The sequence below is a fragment of the Salinarimonas sp. genome (assembly GCF_040111675.1).
Taxonomy (GTDB): domain Bacteria; phylum Pseudomonadota; class Alphaproteobacteria; order Rhizobiales; family Beijerinckiaceae; genus Salinarimonas.
This window is the reverse complement of sequence record NZ_CP157794.1, coordinates 1,447,501-1,461,273: the sequence shown is the minus strand read 5'-3', so window position 1 is coordinate 1,461,273 and position 13,773 is coordinate 1,447,501. Positions and strand designations below refer to the sequence as shown.

11 protein-coding genes are annotated in these 13,773 nt (G+C 72.5%); 6 read left to right on the top strand and 5 right to left on the bottom strand.

Annotated elements, in window-relative coordinates; translation table 11 throughout:
* The first annotated feature begins 137 nt into the window (after positions 1-137).
* The 4 genes from ABL310_RS06770 to ABL310_RS06755 all read left to right on the top strand — a co-directional run bounded on the left by ABL310_RS06770 (position 138) and on the right by ABL310_RS06755 (position 6,482).
* Positions 138-1,472, top strand: a complete 1,335-nt coding sequence (locus ABL310_RS06770; RefSeq protein ID WP_349370925.1) for an FAD/NAD(P)-binding oxidoreductase — start codon at positions 138-140, stop codon at positions 1,470-1,472.
* Positions 1,473-1,497: 25 nt separating this feature from the next.
* On the top strand, positions 1,498-1,890 hold the full coding sequence (locus ABL310_RS06765; RefSeq protein WP_349370924.1) for a DUF5368 family protein: 393 nt from the start codon (positions 1,498-1,500) through the stop codon (positions 1,888-1,890).
* A gap of 331 nt (positions 1,891-2,221) precedes the next feature.
* Complete coding sequence (locus ABL310_RS06760; protein WP_349370923.1) at positions 2,222-5,797, top strand: NahK/ErcS family hybrid sensor histidine kinase/response regulator; 3,576 nt, start codon at positions 2,222-2,224, stop codon at positions 5,795-5,797.
* 157 nt (positions 5,798-5,954) lie between these two features.
* Entirely contained in the window at positions 5,955-6,482 is a 528-nt protein-coding gene (locus ABL310_RS06755; protein ID WP_349370922.1) for an HPP family protein, read from the top strand.
* A 4-nt stretch (positions 6,483-6,486) separates the two neighbouring features.
* Here ABL310_RS06755 and ABL310_RS06750 read toward each other — a convergent pair whose 3' ends face one another.
* A complete protein-coding gene (locus tag ABL310_RS06750) occupies positions 6,487-7,038 on the bottom strand; it encodes a thioesterase family protein (RefSeq protein ID WP_349370921.1) in 552 nt (183 codons plus the stop codon).
* A gap of 166 nt (positions 7,039-7,204) precedes the next feature.
* On the opposite strand from ABL310_RS06750, the gene ABL310_RS06745 reads away from it, so the two are divergent.
* Together ABL310_RS06745 and ABL310_RS06740 are read left to right on the top strand one after the other, a co-directional pair.
* The gene (locus ABL310_RS06745) at positions 7,205-7,726 is read left to right on the top strand and encodes a hypothetical protein (protein WP_349370920.1); all 522 of its coding nucleotides are present in this window, start codon (positions 7,205-7,207) and stop codon (positions 7,724-7,726) included.
* Positions 7,727-7,733: 7 nt separating this feature from the next.
* On the top strand, positions 7,734-8,633 hold the full coding sequence (locus ABL310_RS06740) for a serine hydrolase domain-containing protein (RefSeq protein WP_349370919.1): 900 nt from the start codon (positions 7,734-7,736) through the stop codon (positions 8,631-8,633).
* A gap of 63 nt (positions 8,634-8,696) precedes the next feature.
* On the opposite strand, the gene ABL310_RS06735 is transcribed toward ABL310_RS06740, so the two are convergent.
* The 4 genes from ABL310_RS06735 to ABL310_RS06720 all read right to left on the bottom strand — a co-directional run bounded on the left by ABL310_RS06735 (position 8,697) and on the right by ABL310_RS06720 (position 13,334).
* A complete protein-coding gene (locus tag ABL310_RS06735; protein WP_349370918.1) occupies positions 8,697-10,397 on the bottom strand; it encodes a Cache 3/Cache 2 fusion domain-containing protein in 1,701 nt (566 codons plus the stop codon).
* A 117-nt stretch (positions 10,398-10,514) separates the two neighbouring features.
* Positions 10,515-11,420 carry a PfkB family carbohydrate kinase gene (locus tag ABL310_RS06730; protein WP_349370917.1) on the bottom strand — a complete coding sequence of 302 codons (906 nt, stop codon included), beginning with the start codon at positions 11,418-11,420 and terminating at the stop codon, positions 10,515-10,517.
* Positions 11,421-11,442: 22 nt separating this feature from the next.
* On the bottom strand, positions 11,443-11,883 hold the full coding sequence (locus tag ABL310_RS06725) for a VOC family protein (RefSeq protein WP_349370916.1): 441 nt from the start codon (positions 11,881-11,883) through the stop codon (positions 11,443-11,445).
* An 80-nt stretch (positions 11,884-11,963) separates the two neighbouring features.
* Positions 11,964-13,334: an MFS transporter gene (locus ABL310_RS06720; RefSeq protein ID WP_349370915.1), complete on the bottom strand. Its 1,371-nt coding sequence runs from the start codon at positions 13,332-13,334 to the stop codon at positions 11,964-11,966.
* Between the last annotated feature and the right edge of the window lie 439 nt (positions 13,335-13,773).

Sequence of the window (13,773 nt, the reverse complement as noted above, 5' to 3'; positions counted from 1 at the left end):
CGGCGGGGCCGCGCCTCTCGCGTTTTCGGAAGGGTGGGTCCGCACGAACGCGGATCAGGGTCATTCCGACTGGCCATGCCGGTCGGAACATGCATAGTTTAGAATATGCTTTAAGACTCGAGCCAACGGGAAACGCCATGCCGACCGACCCGACGCCGACGAAACCGACCTTCACCCTCAGCCGACGCGACGCGCTCAAGGCGCTCGCCGGCGTGGCCGCGATCGGGACGATTCCCCTCGCCGGGGCCCGCGCGCAGACCTCGCAGAGCCGCGCCAAGATCGTCGTCGCCGGCGCCGGCGCGGCGGGTCTCGCCGCCGCCGCGCGCCTGCGCGAGCTGATGCCCAACGCCGCGATCGTGATCATCGACGCCCGCGAGCAGCACTGGTTCCAGCCCGGCTTCACGCTCGTCGGCTCCGGCGTCTGGCGGCCCGAGCAGACGATCGACCGCAACGCCCGCTTCCTGCCGGGCACCGTCGAGTGGATCAAGGCCGAGGTCGCCGAGATCGACGCGGAGGCGAACCGCATCGTCACGTCCGCGGGCCAGTCGGTGGCCTACGACTTCCTCGTCGTCGCGACGGGCCTCCACCTCGACTACGAGGGGATCGAGGGCATGTCGAGCGACCTCATCGGCCGCCACGGCATCGCCTCGATCTATGCCGGGCCGGAGCAGGCCTGGGCCTCCTGGGGCGCCATGCAGTCCTTCGTCGAGCGCGGCGGCCAGGGCCATTTCGGCCGGCCCTCGACCGAGATGAAGTGCGCCGGCGCGCCGCTCAAGTACACGCTCCTCACGGACGATCGCCTGCGCACCGCGGGCCGCCGCGGGTCGGCGGAGCTGACCTATTTCGCCCACAACCAGGGCCTCTTCGCCGTGCCGCCGGTGAACGAGAAGGTCGGCGAGATCTTCGCCTCCCGCGACGTGAGCTGGCGGCCCGCGCACGTGCTGGCCGCCATCGACCCCGGCCGCCAGCGCGCGACCTACCGCACGCCGGACGGCATGGTCGAGCTGGACTACGACTTCATCCACCTCGTACCGCCCATGCGCGCGCCGCGGCCCGTGCGCGACAGCGCGCTCGCCTGGCAGGAAGGCCCGCTTTCGGCCGACGGCTGGGTCGAGGTGCACAAGCATACGATGCAGCACACGCGCTTCCCGAACGTCTTCGCCATCGGCGACGTCGCGGGCGTGCCCAAGGGCAAGACCGCGGCCAGCGTCAAGTGGCAGACGCCGGTCGCCTGCGAGAACCTCGTCTCCGTCATCGAGGGCCGCGAGCTGAGCGCCTCCTACAACGGCTATACCTCCTGCCCGCTGGTGACGCGGGTCGGCACGGCCATGCTCGTCGAGTTCGACTACGACGACAATCTCGTCCCCTCCTTCCCCTTCATCGACCCGCTCGAGGAGAGCTGGGTCGCCTGGGTGATCGAGGAGAAGGCGCTCAAGCCGACCTACCACGCCATGCTGCGCGGCCTCGCCTGAGCGCGCGGGAGAAGGGAGAAACGCCATGAAGGACTTCGCTCCGCAGACCCTCTTCGCCATCGCCCAGGAGACGTTCGGCGCCTGGCTCTACGTCGGGCTCCTCGCGCTCCTGGCGCTCGTCGCGCTCTACGCCTGGCTCGCGTTCGCGCGCGCCTCGTTCCGCGGCGCGCCGCGCCAGGGCGCCCTCGCGATCGGCTTCGTCGCGGCCCTCGTCGCGGTCGCGATCGCGCCGTTGACGACCGCCGCCGGGCACACGCATCTGGTCGCCTCCATCGACATCGTCGCCATGGCTCTGATCACGGCGGGCGCCTTCGTCGGCGGCTTCCTGGTCGCCTGGCCGGTCCTCACGGCCTTCCTCGGCCTCCCCGGCGAGCGCCGCGCGACGCTGACCGGCCGGGAGACGCACGCGGCGCGGTGAGGACGACGGTGCGGGAGGGGCGGTTACTCGAACCGACGCTACCCGAAGCCGTAGAACGCCGACGGACTTCCCTCTCCCTCGTGGAGAGGGGTCGGGGGTGAGGGGCGTGCGGGACTGTCTCGACGCAGATGAAGCGCTGCCGAACGCCCTCGAGTCGCTCCAACGGACCGTCGTTCTGCGCGGCATCGACGGTGAGCAAGTCCTGCACGCCCCTCGCCCCCAGCCGGTCTCCGCAAGAGAGAGGGGAGCGCGGCGGCGCTCTTCGCACCCGGTCGCCTTTCCTCGCGCGACACGCTAAGGTGCCCGCGCCAACACGGGTGCGGGTTTCGCCATGGTCGCAGGCTGGGCGGTCGTCGTCACGGCCCTCCTCTATCTTTCGCTGCTGTTCCTCGTCGCCCATTGGGGCGACCGCTCCGGCGCGAAGCTCGTCTCCGGGCCGGCGCGGCCGTGGATCTACGCGCTCGCGCTCGCCGTCTACTGCACGTCCTGGACCTTCTACGGCTCGGTCGGCCTCGCCTCGGGCTCGGGGTTCGACTTCCTGACGATCTATGTCGGGCCGATCCTCGTCTTCGTCTTCGGCCACCGCATCCTCGCGCGCATCGTGCGCATCGCCAAGGACCAGAACATCACCTCGGTGGCGGACTTCGTGGCCGCCCGCTACGGCAAGTCCGAGCGGGTCGCGGCCATCGTCTGCCTGATCGCGGTGGTCGGCTCGCTGCCCTACATCGCGCTCCAGCTCAAGGCCGTCTCCTCCTCGCTCGACGTCTTCCTCGCCGCCGACGAGACGATGGCGTATGCCCGCACGACGTTCCCGATCTTCGGCGATCTCGCCTTCATCGTCGCGATCACGCTCGCCTTCTTCGCGGTGGGCTTCGGCACGCGCCATGCCGACGCCACCGAGCACCAGGACGGGCTCGTGCTCGCCATCTCGCTCGAGAGCGTGGTGAAGCTCGTCGCGTTCCTGATGATCGGCTGGTGGACCGTCGCCATGGTCTTCGGCGGCCCGGCCGGCCTGATCGACCGCCTCTTCGCCGTCGGCGACCCCGGCGCGAGCCCCGTCGACACGCTTCTCGCGCAGACCTCGAGCCTCGGCTCGCTCGCGACGCTGACGCTGCTCTCGGCTTTCGCCGTGGTGATGCTGCCGCGCCAGTTCCACATGGGCGTCGTCGAGAACCGCGAGCCGGAGGACCTGCGCCGCGCGGCCTGGCTGTTCCCGCTCTACCTCGTCCTGATCAACCTCTTCGTCATCCCCATCGCGGTCGCCGGGCGGGACGCCTTCGCGCCGGGCGCGATCGACGCGGACATGACGGTTCTCGCGCTGCCGCTCGCCGACGGCGCCGGAGCGATGGCGCTCGTCGCCTTCATCGGCGGGCTCTCGGCGGCGACGGCGATGGTGATCGTCGAGTCGGTGGCGCTCGCGATCATGATCTCGAACCACCTCGTGATCCCGCTCGTGCTGCGTCGGCGCGGCGACTTCTCGGGCGCCGCCGTGGGCGCGGAGCGCGGATCGGTGCCCGACGATCTCGGCGGCTTCGTGCTGATCGTGCGTCGCATCGCGATCGTCGCGATGATCATGCTCGCCTACCTCTACTACCGGGCGGCGGGCGAGGCGGCGCTGGCGGCGATCGGGCTCCTCGCCTTCGCGGCGCTCGCGCAGATCGCGCCGGCCTTCGTCGGCGGCCTGATCTGGCGGCGCGGCACCGCCGCGGGCGCGGCGGCGGGGCTCACGGTGGGCTTCCTGGTCTGGGCCTACACCCTGATGCTCCCCTCGATCGCCTGGCACTCGCCCGTCGTCGACGGGCTGCTCGCCGCAGGGCCCTTCGGCATCGAGGCGCTGCGGCCGACCGCGCTGTTCGGGGTCACGCTCCCCGAGCTGACCCACGGCGTCCTCTGGAGCCTCGGGCTCAACATCGCGGCCTACGTGATCGTCTCGCTGCTGCGCCCGATGACGGCGCTCGAGCGCCTTCAGGCCGCCGCCTACATGCCGGCCACCGACTTGCCGGCGGCGCCGAGCTTCCGGTTCTTCCGGGCCTCGGTGACCGTCGACGACCTGCGGGCGTCGGTCGCGCGCTATCTCGGCGAGGAGCGCGCCAACCGCTCCTTCGAGGGCTTCGCCTCCGCCCGCGGCGCGACGCTCGACCGCAATGCGGAAGCCGACATCCACCTCCTGCGCTACGCCGAGCACCTCCTCGCCTCGGCGATCGGCGCGGCCTCGGCCCGCCTCGCGCTCTCCCTCGTGCTCAAGCGCCGCAACGTCTCGACCCGCGACGCGCTCAAGCTGCTCGACGACGCCTCCGCCGCGATCCAGGCCAACCGCGACCTCCTCCAGCACGCCCTCGATCACGCCAGGCAGGGCATCACCGTGCTCGATTCCGGGCTCCACATCCTGTGCTGGAACCGCGCCTTCGTGGACCTCTACGACCTGCCGCCGGAATTCGTGCGGGTCGGGGTCTCGCTCGACGAGATCGTGCGCTTCAACGCGAGCCGCGGCTCCTACGGGCCCGGCGTGATGGAGGAGCAGATCGCCCAGCGCATCAACTCCTTCATCCACGAGACCGAGCCCGTGCGCCTGCGCCTCTATCCGCGCGAGCGCGTCATCGAGATCCGCACGACGCCGCTGCCCGATGGCGGCTACGTCACCACCTATACCGACGTCACCGAGGCCGTGGCCGCCGAGGAGGCCCGCGCCCGCAACGCCGAGGAGCTCGAGCGCCGCGTCGCCGAGCGCACCGAGGAGCTCACCCGCCTCAACGAGGCGCTGATCCGCGCCAAGGCCGAGGCCGACGAGGCCAACGCCTCGAAGACGCGCTTCCTCGCCGCCGCCTCGCACGACATCCTCCAGCCGCTCAACGCCGCGCGGCTCTACGCCACCTCGCTCGTCGAGCGCGACCGCGACAACGGCGACCCCACCCTCGCCGAGAACGTCGACGCCTCCCTCGACGCGGTGGAGGAGATCCTCACCGCGCTGCTCGACATCTCCCGCCTCGACACCGGCGCGATGAAGCCGCAATGGTCGAGCTTCCGCCTCGACGAGATGTTCCGCCAGCTCTCGCGCGAGTTCGAGCCCGTCGCCGCCGAGCGGGGCCTGCGCCTGCGCTTCGTGCCCTCCGGCCTCACCGTGCGCTCGGACCGCCGGCTGCTGCGGCGGCTCCTGCAGAACCTGATCTCGAACGCGATCAAGTACACGCCCTCGGGCTCCGTGCTCGTCGGCGCGCGCCGGCAGGGCGGGCGGCTGCGGCTCGACGTGCTCGACACCGGGCTCGGCATTCCCCAGTCGAAGCAGCGCGTCGTCTTTCGCGAGTTCCAGCGCCTCGACCAGGGCGCCAAGGTGGCGCGCGGGCTCGGGCTCGGGCTCTCCATCGTCGAGCGCATCGCGCGCGTCCTCGACCACAAGCTCGACCTCAAGTCGGAGAGCGGGCGCGGCTCGCGCTTCTCCGTGCTCGTTCCCGTCGTCGCGCCGCTGCCGGCGATGGCGCATCCGGCGGAGGCGCCCGTCGCCCCGGCGACGCCGCTCGCGGGCCTGCGCATCCTCGCCATCGACAACGAGCCGGCGATCCTGGAAGGCATGCGCACGCTGCTCGGCGGCTGGGGCTGCCAGGTGATCACCGCCGCCTCGCTGAAGGAGGCCACCGAGCGCCTGCGCGATCTGCCCGCGCCGCCCGAGGTCGTGATCGCCGACTACCACCTCGACGAGGGCACCGGCATCGAGGCCATCGCCGCGCTGCGCTGGAAGCTCGGCGGCGCGTTGCCGGCGGTGCTCCTCACCGCCGACCGCACCCTGCCGGTCCGCGACGAGGCCACCGAGAAGGGCATCCACGTCCTCAACAAGCCGCTCAAGCCCGCGGCCCTGCGCGCGCTGCTCGCCCGCTGGCGCGCCGAGCGCCGCACCGCCGCGGCGGCCGAATAGGCGCGCGGCCCCATCCCGGGCTCGGCAGCGCCGCGCGCGCCGCGGCCTTGCCCTAGAGGCATGCGATGGTGTTCATGGGCCGCGCGCGCCGCGCGCGGCCGGCGCGCGTCTCCCTCACGCCGCCGCGCGGCGAGACTGCCATGAAGAGGCCCCCGCGATGAGCGGCGGATTGCGGCCCCGCCTTCCCGGCGAGTTCTGGAAGCGCATGCGGCTTCGCGTGCGCAAGCCCTCGACCCTGATGATCCGCTTCATGCTGGCGGGCGTCGCCACCGCCATCGCGGTGGGCATCCTGGAGGTGGCGGCGCTGACCACCGGCACGCCGTACTGGCAGGTGCCGTTCGTCACCTCGATCGCGCTCGTCATCGGGCTGCCCTATGCGGAAGCCTCCTCGCGCCGCGCGCTCATCGGCGGGCACGTCGTCGCCTCGCTCGTCGGCTACGCCGTCCTCTACACGCTCGGCTCCTCGATCCTCACCGCCGCCGTCGCCTGCGGCCTCGCGGTCACCGCGATGCTCGCCACGCGCACCATGCACCCGCCCGCGGCGGTGAACCCGTTCCTCGTCGTCAACGAGAATCTCGGGCTCGGCTTCCTGTTCGGCACCACCATCCCCGGCGCGATCCTGCTCGCCGTCTTCGCCTTCGTCTGGAACGAGGTGATCACGGTGCGGTGGAACCGGCGGGGGTGATGCCCTACCCCGCCGCCCTCAGCGCGTCCTCCGCCGCGATGAAGGCCGCGACCTCCGGCGTCATCGCGGGCGGCGCGTCCACGCGATAGCCCGCCTCCGCCAGCGCCCGGGCCACCGGCACGAAGGCCTTCGCCGCGCGGTCGTAGAGCCCGACGCGCACCAGCGCGATCGCGGCCAGGATCTCGCCGCCGTCGCGGCCGCGGGTGACCACGCGCTGCTCGACCACCGCCCAGGCCTCGGAGAAGGCGACGACGCGCGTCTCCAGCCGGAAGCGGCGCCACAGCCGCAATTCGCGCCGGAAGCGGATCTTGCCGGCCGAGACGATCGGCACCCAGCCGTGCCGGCGCACGGGCGCCGCGAGCCCCGATCGGATCATCAGGTCGAGCCGCCCGAGATCCATCAGCGCCCAGTACCGGCCATTGTTCATGTGCAGCGAGACGTCCAGGTCGTGCGGCATCACCCGGAAGCGGATCGTCGACGCTTTCTCGATCGGATGCAGCCGCTCGCCGCGCAGGGCGGCGAGGACGACGAGCAGGAGGCGGAGCCAGAGGTTCATCGCGTGTCGATCTCGTGGTGCCGGAGTGTCGTGGTGCCGAGGTGTCGTGGTGCGCCGACGCCGAAGCGGTCTTGGCGTCGGACGAGAGGATAATCCGCATCGCCGCGTTGCGCGCGAGCCGGGCGCCCCTATCCTCGCCGCGGATCGTATCGGGGGGTACCACATCATGTTCATGCGTCTCGCCGCCGTCGCGGCGCTCGCCGTCACGCTTTCCGCCTGCCAGACCACGCAGCAGGCGGCCGAACGCGTCCAGGGCAAATGGATCGGGCAGCCGGTCGACGCGTTCTTCGTCGAGAACGGCCCGCCCGTCTCCAGCTACGCCCTGGCGGACGGCGGCCTCATCTACACCTGGCGCGGCGGCGAGGCCAGCTTCGTTCGCCCGGCCCAGGTTCGCACCACGCCGCTCGCGCCGTCGCAGCCGCTGATGTCGCGCTCCAGGACGACGACGACGACGAGCGCGCCCGAGCCGGGAACGACGGTGACCCGCACGACGACGACCTCCGCCTCCTTCGGCTTCACGCCGCCCGCCGTCACCACGGTGGTGCGCCCGGCCGAGCGCGTGAACCTCGTCTGCGAGGCCCAGATCACGGCGGACGCCGAGGGGGTGATCCGTGCGGTGCGCATCAGCCGCGACACGCAGGGCGCCTTCCTGTCGCTGTCGCGCTGCGCGGACATCTTCCAGGAGTGAGACGCCGATGAGCCCGCCGCGCGCCCGCGCCGTCCTCGACGCCTCCGGCGCGCTCGCGTCGGAGGGTCCCGCCGGCGCGGTCGTGTGGTGGAGCGTGACGAAGCCCGCCATCGCGGCCGCCGCCCTGCGCCTCGTGGCGCAGCGCCGCCTCGCCCTCGACGCCCCGCTCGCCGGCGAGGCCTTCACGCTGCGCCAGCTCCTCGCCCATCGCGCCGGCCTCGGCGATTGCGGCCCGCTGCCCGCCTATCGGGAGGCCGTGGCGCGGGGCGATCCGCCCTGGACCTTCGCGGAGATGCGCGCCCGGATCGAGGCGGCACACCCGCCGCGTCCGCCGGGCAGCCCCTTCGCCTATTCCAATCTCGGCTACGCGCTCGTCGGCCGCCTCGTGACCGAGGCGTCGGGCCTGCCCCTCGGCGCGGCGCTCGCGGAACTCGTGCTCGACCCGCTCGGCGTGACGGACGCGCGCTTCGCCGAGACCGATGCGGACCTCGCGGCGACCGTCTTCCCGCCGCCGGCGGGCTACCATCCCGGCCACGTCCATCACGGCGTCCTCGTCGGCCCGGCCGCCTCCGCGGCGCGCGTGGTGCGCGGGATCGCCGACGGCGCGGCCCTGCCGCCCGATCTCGCCGCAGCGATGCGCGCGCCGGAACCGGTCGAGACCGGTCCCCTCCCCGGCCGGCCCTGGGCCGAGCCCGGCTACGGCCTCGGCCTGATGGCGGGCGTGACGGCCGACCCGCGGACGGGCGCGCGCCTTTCCGTCCTCGGCCATTCCGCCGGCGGCCCCGGCAGCGTCGGCGCGGTCTACCACGCGCCCGCGACCGGGCGGACCGCGGCGGTCTTCGCCCCCGGCCTCGACGAAGGCGCGGTCGAGCACGCCGCCCTCGCCGCTCTGCTCGACGGCGCCTGAAACGCCGAAGGCCGGCCCGGGGCGTCCCGGACCGGCCTTCGCGTCGCGTCTCGCGCGGAGCGGTTACGCCGCGACGCGGGCGAGGAAGCGCTCGATCTCGGCCTCGAGCTTCGTCGAGGCGGCGGACACCGCCTGCGTCGTCTCCTGCACCGCCCGCGCTGTCTCGGAGGTGCGCTCGGCCGCTCCCGAGACCGAGCCGAGCCCGGCGGTGATCTCGTCGGTGCCGCGCGCGGCCTGCTGGACGTTGCGGGAGATCTCGGCGGTCGCCGCGCCCTGCTGGGTCATGGCCGAGGCGATCGCCGCCGTGGTGGCGTTGATCTCGCGCATCTGCTCGGTGATCTGCCGGATCGCGCCCACCGCGCCCTCGGTCGAGCCCTGGATGCCCTCGATGTGCCGGGCGATCTCCTCGGTGGCCTTGGCGGTCTGGGTCGCGAGCGTCTTCACCTCCGCCGCGACCACGGCGAAGCCCTTGCCCGCTTCGCCGGCCCGGGCCGCCTCGATCGTGGCGTTGAGCGCGAGCAGGTTGGTCTGGTCGGCGATGGAGCGGATCAGGTCGACCACGTCGCCGATCGCCTGCGCCGCCTCGGCGAGGCCCGCGATGCGCCCGTTCGTCGCCTCCGTGTTCTCGAGCCCCTGCTCCGCCAGCGCCTTGGCCCGCTCGAGCTGGGAGCCGATCTCCGAGATCGAGGAGGCGAGCTCCTCCGTCGCGCTCGCCACCGTCGCGACGTTCGCCGCCGTCTGCTGCGAGCCGGCCGCGGCGGAGCCGATGGCGCCGCTCGCGCTGGCGGACACCGCCGTCATGTCCTCGGCGCGGGCGCGCAGGCCGTCGGTCTGGCCGGTGAGGGTCGCGAGCACCTCGGCCGAGGCGCCGCGGAAGGCGGCGATGGCTGCCTCCAGCGCGTCGCGCCGCTTCTGGTCGCCCGACCGCGCCGCCTCGCGCTCGGCTGCGAGCGTCGCCGCCTCGCGGCTGCGCTCGCGCAGGACGGCGAGCGCCCGCGCCACCGCGCCGATCTCGTCGCCCCGCTCCGCATGAGCGATCGGGCTCTCCGTGTCGCCCTCGGCGAGGGCCGAGACCCGCGCCGCGATGCCCTCGAGCGGCTTCACCATCCGCCGTGCGACGACGGCGGACGCGATCATCACCGCGAGCGCGATGGCGATGGCGACGACGAGCATGCCGTTCAGGGCCTCGCGCTGGATGGCGAGGAAGCTCTCGTTGGGCAGGCCGATGAACAGGATGCCGTTGACCTTGCCGCCCGCGTCCAGCGTCGGATGGTAGATCGTCAGGTAGTCGCGTCCGAAGAGATGCGCGGGCCCGACATAGGTCTCGCCGGCGCGCAGCGCCGCCTGGGCCGGGTGGTCCTCGGTCAGGGTGGTGCCTACCGCCCGTGATCCGTCCTCCTTGCGCAGGTTGGTCGAACGGCGCACGAAATTGTTCTTCGCCGGGTCGAAGGCGAAGACGGTGGCGACGCCACCCGTCATCTGCGTCGTGCGGTCGACCACCTCGTGGTCGGAGAAGCCCGTCAGGTCCGGCGAGACGGCGCGGCCGACGGCGCCGTCCTCGATCGCGACGCGCGCGTCGGGTAGACGCTCGGCGAAGACGAGCGCGAGCGTGCGCAGATGCAGCGCTCCCTCGGAATATTCCTTCTGGCGCAGCTGATCCGACATCTCGCGCGCGGCGAAGGTCCACATCCCGCCCGCCGTCAGCGCGACCGCGATGAGGACGAGAGCGAGCAGCTTGGACGAGAGCTTGAGCCTTGAGAGCATCTGCGTGAATCCCCCAGCGGAAGTGCTGCCGAATTAAGCAGACGCGACCGGTAAAGGATTGATTTATGGGCAGACTTTTTCGTAGAGTAGCCGCAGAACCTTGCCGATTTACTAATTTCAAGCCGCGTGCCGCTCGCGCAGGAAGGCCTCGACCTCGTCCCGCGTCGGCGCGCCGTCGCGTCCGCCGAAGCGCGTGCACTTGAGCGCCGCCGCGGCGGAGGCGAAGCGCGCGGCGGCGAGCGCGTCCGCGCCCTCGGCGATCCGCACGGCGAAGGCGCCGTGCCAGACGTCGCCGGCGGCGAGCGTATCGACCACCGGCACGGGGAAGGCCGGAAGGTGCTCCACCCGGTCGCCGGACCAGTAGAACAGCCCCTCCCCGCCGTTGGTCACCGCGATCCAGGAGGACACCGCCGGCCGGTAGGCCTCGAGCGCCCGGCGGGCGTCCGAATGCCCGGTCATGTCCCGCAGGCCCTGCATCGAGAACGCGATATGGGTCGCCAGCGAGAGCACTTCCGGCGCGCTGGAGGGATCGCGGTCGGCGTCGAGGATCGCGGGGACGCCGGCCGCGCGGGCCAGGCGGAAGAGATGCGCCGTGCCATCGAGCCAGCGCGTGTCGCCGAGGACGGCGCCGACGCCGTCCGGCAGCCGGTCGGGCAGCCAGTCCGTCTCGCGCGGCAGCAGCGGATCGGCGTAGGAGATCACCAGCCGCTCGCCGATCCCGTCGACGACGATGGCCGAGATCGGCGAGGCGCGGCCCTCGACCCGGCGCAGGCCGCCGCAATCGACGCCCTCCGCCGCCAGGCGGGCGACGATCTCGTCCCCCGCCGGATCGGCGCCGAGGGTCGCGAACAGCGTCACCTCCGCGCCGAGCCGCGCCATGGCGATGGCGGCGTTGCCGGCGGTGCCGCCGGTCGTCGCCGTGTAGTGCTGCGCCCGGTACTTCTCGGCGCGCGTCGGCATCTCCGCGACCTTGTAGACGTGGTCGAGGGTGGCGATGCCGACGGTGAGGAGACGCGGGCGCATGGGCCTCGACCTCGGCCGCGTCTCACCAGGAGCCGGTATTGGGCATGGACGTCCACGGCTCCTGCGGCGCCAGCGGCTCGCCGCGCTGGAGAAGCTCGATGGAGATGCCGTCGGGCGAGCGGATGAAGGCCATGTAGCCGTCGCGCGGCGGTCGGTTGATGGTGACGCCCGCATCCATCAGCGTCTGGCAGGTGGCGTAGATGTCGTCGACCCGGTAGGCGAGATGGCCGAAATTGCGGCCGCCCTGGTATTCGTGCTCGTCCCAATTGTAGGTGAGCTCGATCAGCGGCGCGCGGCTCTCGCGGGCGCGCTCGAGATCCTTCTCGGCCGCGAGGAAGACCAGCGTGTAGCGGCCCTTCTCGTTGTCCATACGCCGGGTCTCCACGAGCCCGAGCTTGCCGACGTAGAAGTCGAGCGCCTCGTCGAGGTCGCCGACGCGGACCATCGTGTGCAGGTATTCCATGGGTGTTCGTCTCCTCCGTTCGCGCCGAATAGAAAGCGCGGCTACGCGCCTGTCAAACGCGCGAGACGCGCCGACGGGCGTCAGGCGCCGTCGCCCGCTCGCTCGGCGTCGGGCCTCGGCTCATGTGGCGACGCCGGCTCGGCCGCGACCCGCGCCTCCCCGCTCTCCTCCCCGGCCGCGGGCGCCGCGCCGCCCTCCGGGCGCTTCGCCTTGGTGAGCTCGGCCGAGACCGCGCTCGTGGCGAGCACGTTGACGAAGCCCGCCCCCGGCGCCTCGCGGGCCTGCACGCGCATGCGCAAGGCGACGAAGAGCGCCAGCGCCAGGCAGATCGCGCCGACATAGAGGAAGAGCGCCTGCGGCCCGGCCGCCTCCATCAGCGCGGTGGCCGGCAAGGGCCCGAGCGTCGCCCCGATCGCCCAGCAGACGAGCAGGCTCGACACCGTCGGCACGATGGCGTCCGGCGCGACGAGATCGCAGGCATGCGCCACGCAGACGGCGTAGATGCACAAGGCGAGGCCCCCGTAGAGCCCGAAGGCGAGGACGAGGGCGAGCGGCGGCAGCGAAACGAGGCTCGCCGCGACGATGAGCCCGCAGGCCAGGGCCGTCGCGAGGAAGAGGCCGGCGATCACGGCGCGCCGGTCGACCCGGTCGGAGAGCCAGCCGAGCGGCCATTGGAAGACGAGGCTGCCGGCCTGGATCGCGAGCAGCAGGAGCGCGGCCTCGGTCGGCGCGAGCCCGACCGCGACGCCGTAGACGGACGCGATGGCGATGACGGGACCGTTGATCAGCCCCACCGCGAAGGCGCCGACGACGGCGGAGGGCGCGGCGCGGAACAGGGAGGGGATGGCGAGCCGCACCCGCGTCGGGGCGCGCGGCTCCTTCGTCGGCGTCGCCGAGATCGGGATCAGCGACAGGCTCATGGCGGCGGCCATCAGCATGAGGAGGCCGGCGCTCTCCACCGGCGCGAGGCCGATGCCGAGGGGCGAGAGGACGAGGGCGATCTTGGTCGCGACCAGGTAGAGCGCGATGACCCGCCCGCGATTGGCGCTCGTCGCCGTGGCCGAGACCCAGCTGTCGATGACCGTGAACAGGCCGGCCAGCGCCATGCCGGAGACCCCGCGCAGGACGAGCCAGGCGAGCGGCCCGGAGGCGACGTCGAAGGCGAGCACCACGCTCGCCGAGACGGCCGCGAGGCTCGCATAGGCGCGGATGTGGCCGACCGTGCGCACGAGCGGCGGGGCCAGCATGCAGCCGAGGGCGAAGCCGATGCCGTAGCCGGCGGCGACGGCGCCGATCTCGGTGATCGAGAGCCCGTCGGCGCTCATGCGCAGCGGCAGGAGCGCCTGGAGGAGACCGTTCGCGCCCTGCAGGAGAAAGGCCGCCGCGGTGATGGTCGCGATGGCGGCCGCGGGGAGCGCGGCCTTCTGGGCGGGGAGGACGGAGGCGGTCATGCGGGCACTCGTGGACGGACGGGCGGGCGAACGGAACGGATCGCGGGTGGGAAGCGGGGCTGCGGCGCCCCGCCGCGGCGCTCCTCCATCGATCGCGCCATTCGCCGCGTGAATAAAGCGTTTTCGCGGCCGGTCGGGGTTCGTCCGGAGGGACGTGGAGCCGGGTTTCCGGCTACCGTCGTAAAAAGTTCGCACGGGGCCGTTGACGCGGGGATCGGGGGCTCGTATACCCCGGCTCCCGACGCGGCGGGGCCTTCTCCGGAAGGTGAGCCGAGACGGGCAGCTCTTTGACAGGTCGGGCTTTTTTCGGATTTCGGCGATCCTTTCGAGGGTGGCCGGGATGCGGGATGAGCCCGGTTTGGTCGGTCTTCGGCGGCTTCGAAAAATTCTCGAAGAAGGCCGTTGACAGGGGGTTGGGGGATCGCTAGATAGCGCTCCT

Bases quoted from the DNA above. Each gene is read 5' to 3' on its own strand.
- ABL310_RS06760 (WP_349370923.1), top strand. From the start codon at position 2,222: ATGGTCGCAGGCTGGGCGGTCGTCGTCACGGCCCTCCTCTATCTTTCG.
- ABL310_RS06755 (WP_349370922.1), top strand. From the start codon at position 5,955: ATGAGCGGCGGATTGCGGCCCCGCCTTCCCGGCGAGTTCTGGAAGCGC.
- ABL310_RS06770 (WP_349370925.1), top strand. From the start codon at position 138: ATGCCGACCGACCCGACGCCGACGAAACCGACCTTCACCCTCAGCCGA.
- ABL310_RS06765 (WP_349370924.1), top strand. From the start codon at position 1,498: ATGAAGGACTTCGCTCCGCAGACCCTCTTCGCCATCGCCCAGGAGACG.
- ABL310_RS06730 (WP_349370917.1), bottom strand. From the start codon at position 11,420: ATGCGCCCGCGTCTCCTCACCGTCGGCATCGCCACCCTCGACCACGTC.
- ABL310_RS06720 (WP_349370915.1), bottom strand. From the start codon at position 13,334: ATGACCGCCTCCGTCCTCCCCGCCCAGAAGGCCGCGCTCCCCGCGGCC.
- ABL310_RS06725 (WP_349370916.1), bottom strand. From the start codon at position 11,883: ATGGAATACCTGCACACGATGGTCCGCGTCGGCGACCTCGACGAGGCG.
- ABL310_RS06745 (WP_349370920.1), top strand. From the start codon at position 7,205: ATGTTCATGCGTCTCGCCGCCGTCGCGGCGCTCGCCGTCACGCTTTCC.
- ABL310_RS06735 (WP_349370918.1), bottom strand. From the start codon at position 10,397: ATGCTCTCAAGGCTCAAGCTCTCGTCCAAGCTGCTCGCTCTCGTCCTC.
- ABL310_RS06750 (WP_349370921.1), bottom strand. From the start codon at position 7,038: ATGAACCTCTGGCTCCGCCTCCTGCTCGTCGTCCTCGCCGCCCTGCGC.
- ABL310_RS06740 (WP_349370919.1), top strand. From the start codon at position 7,734: ATGAGCCCGCCGCGCGCCCGCGCCGTCCTCGACGCCTCCGGCGCGCTC.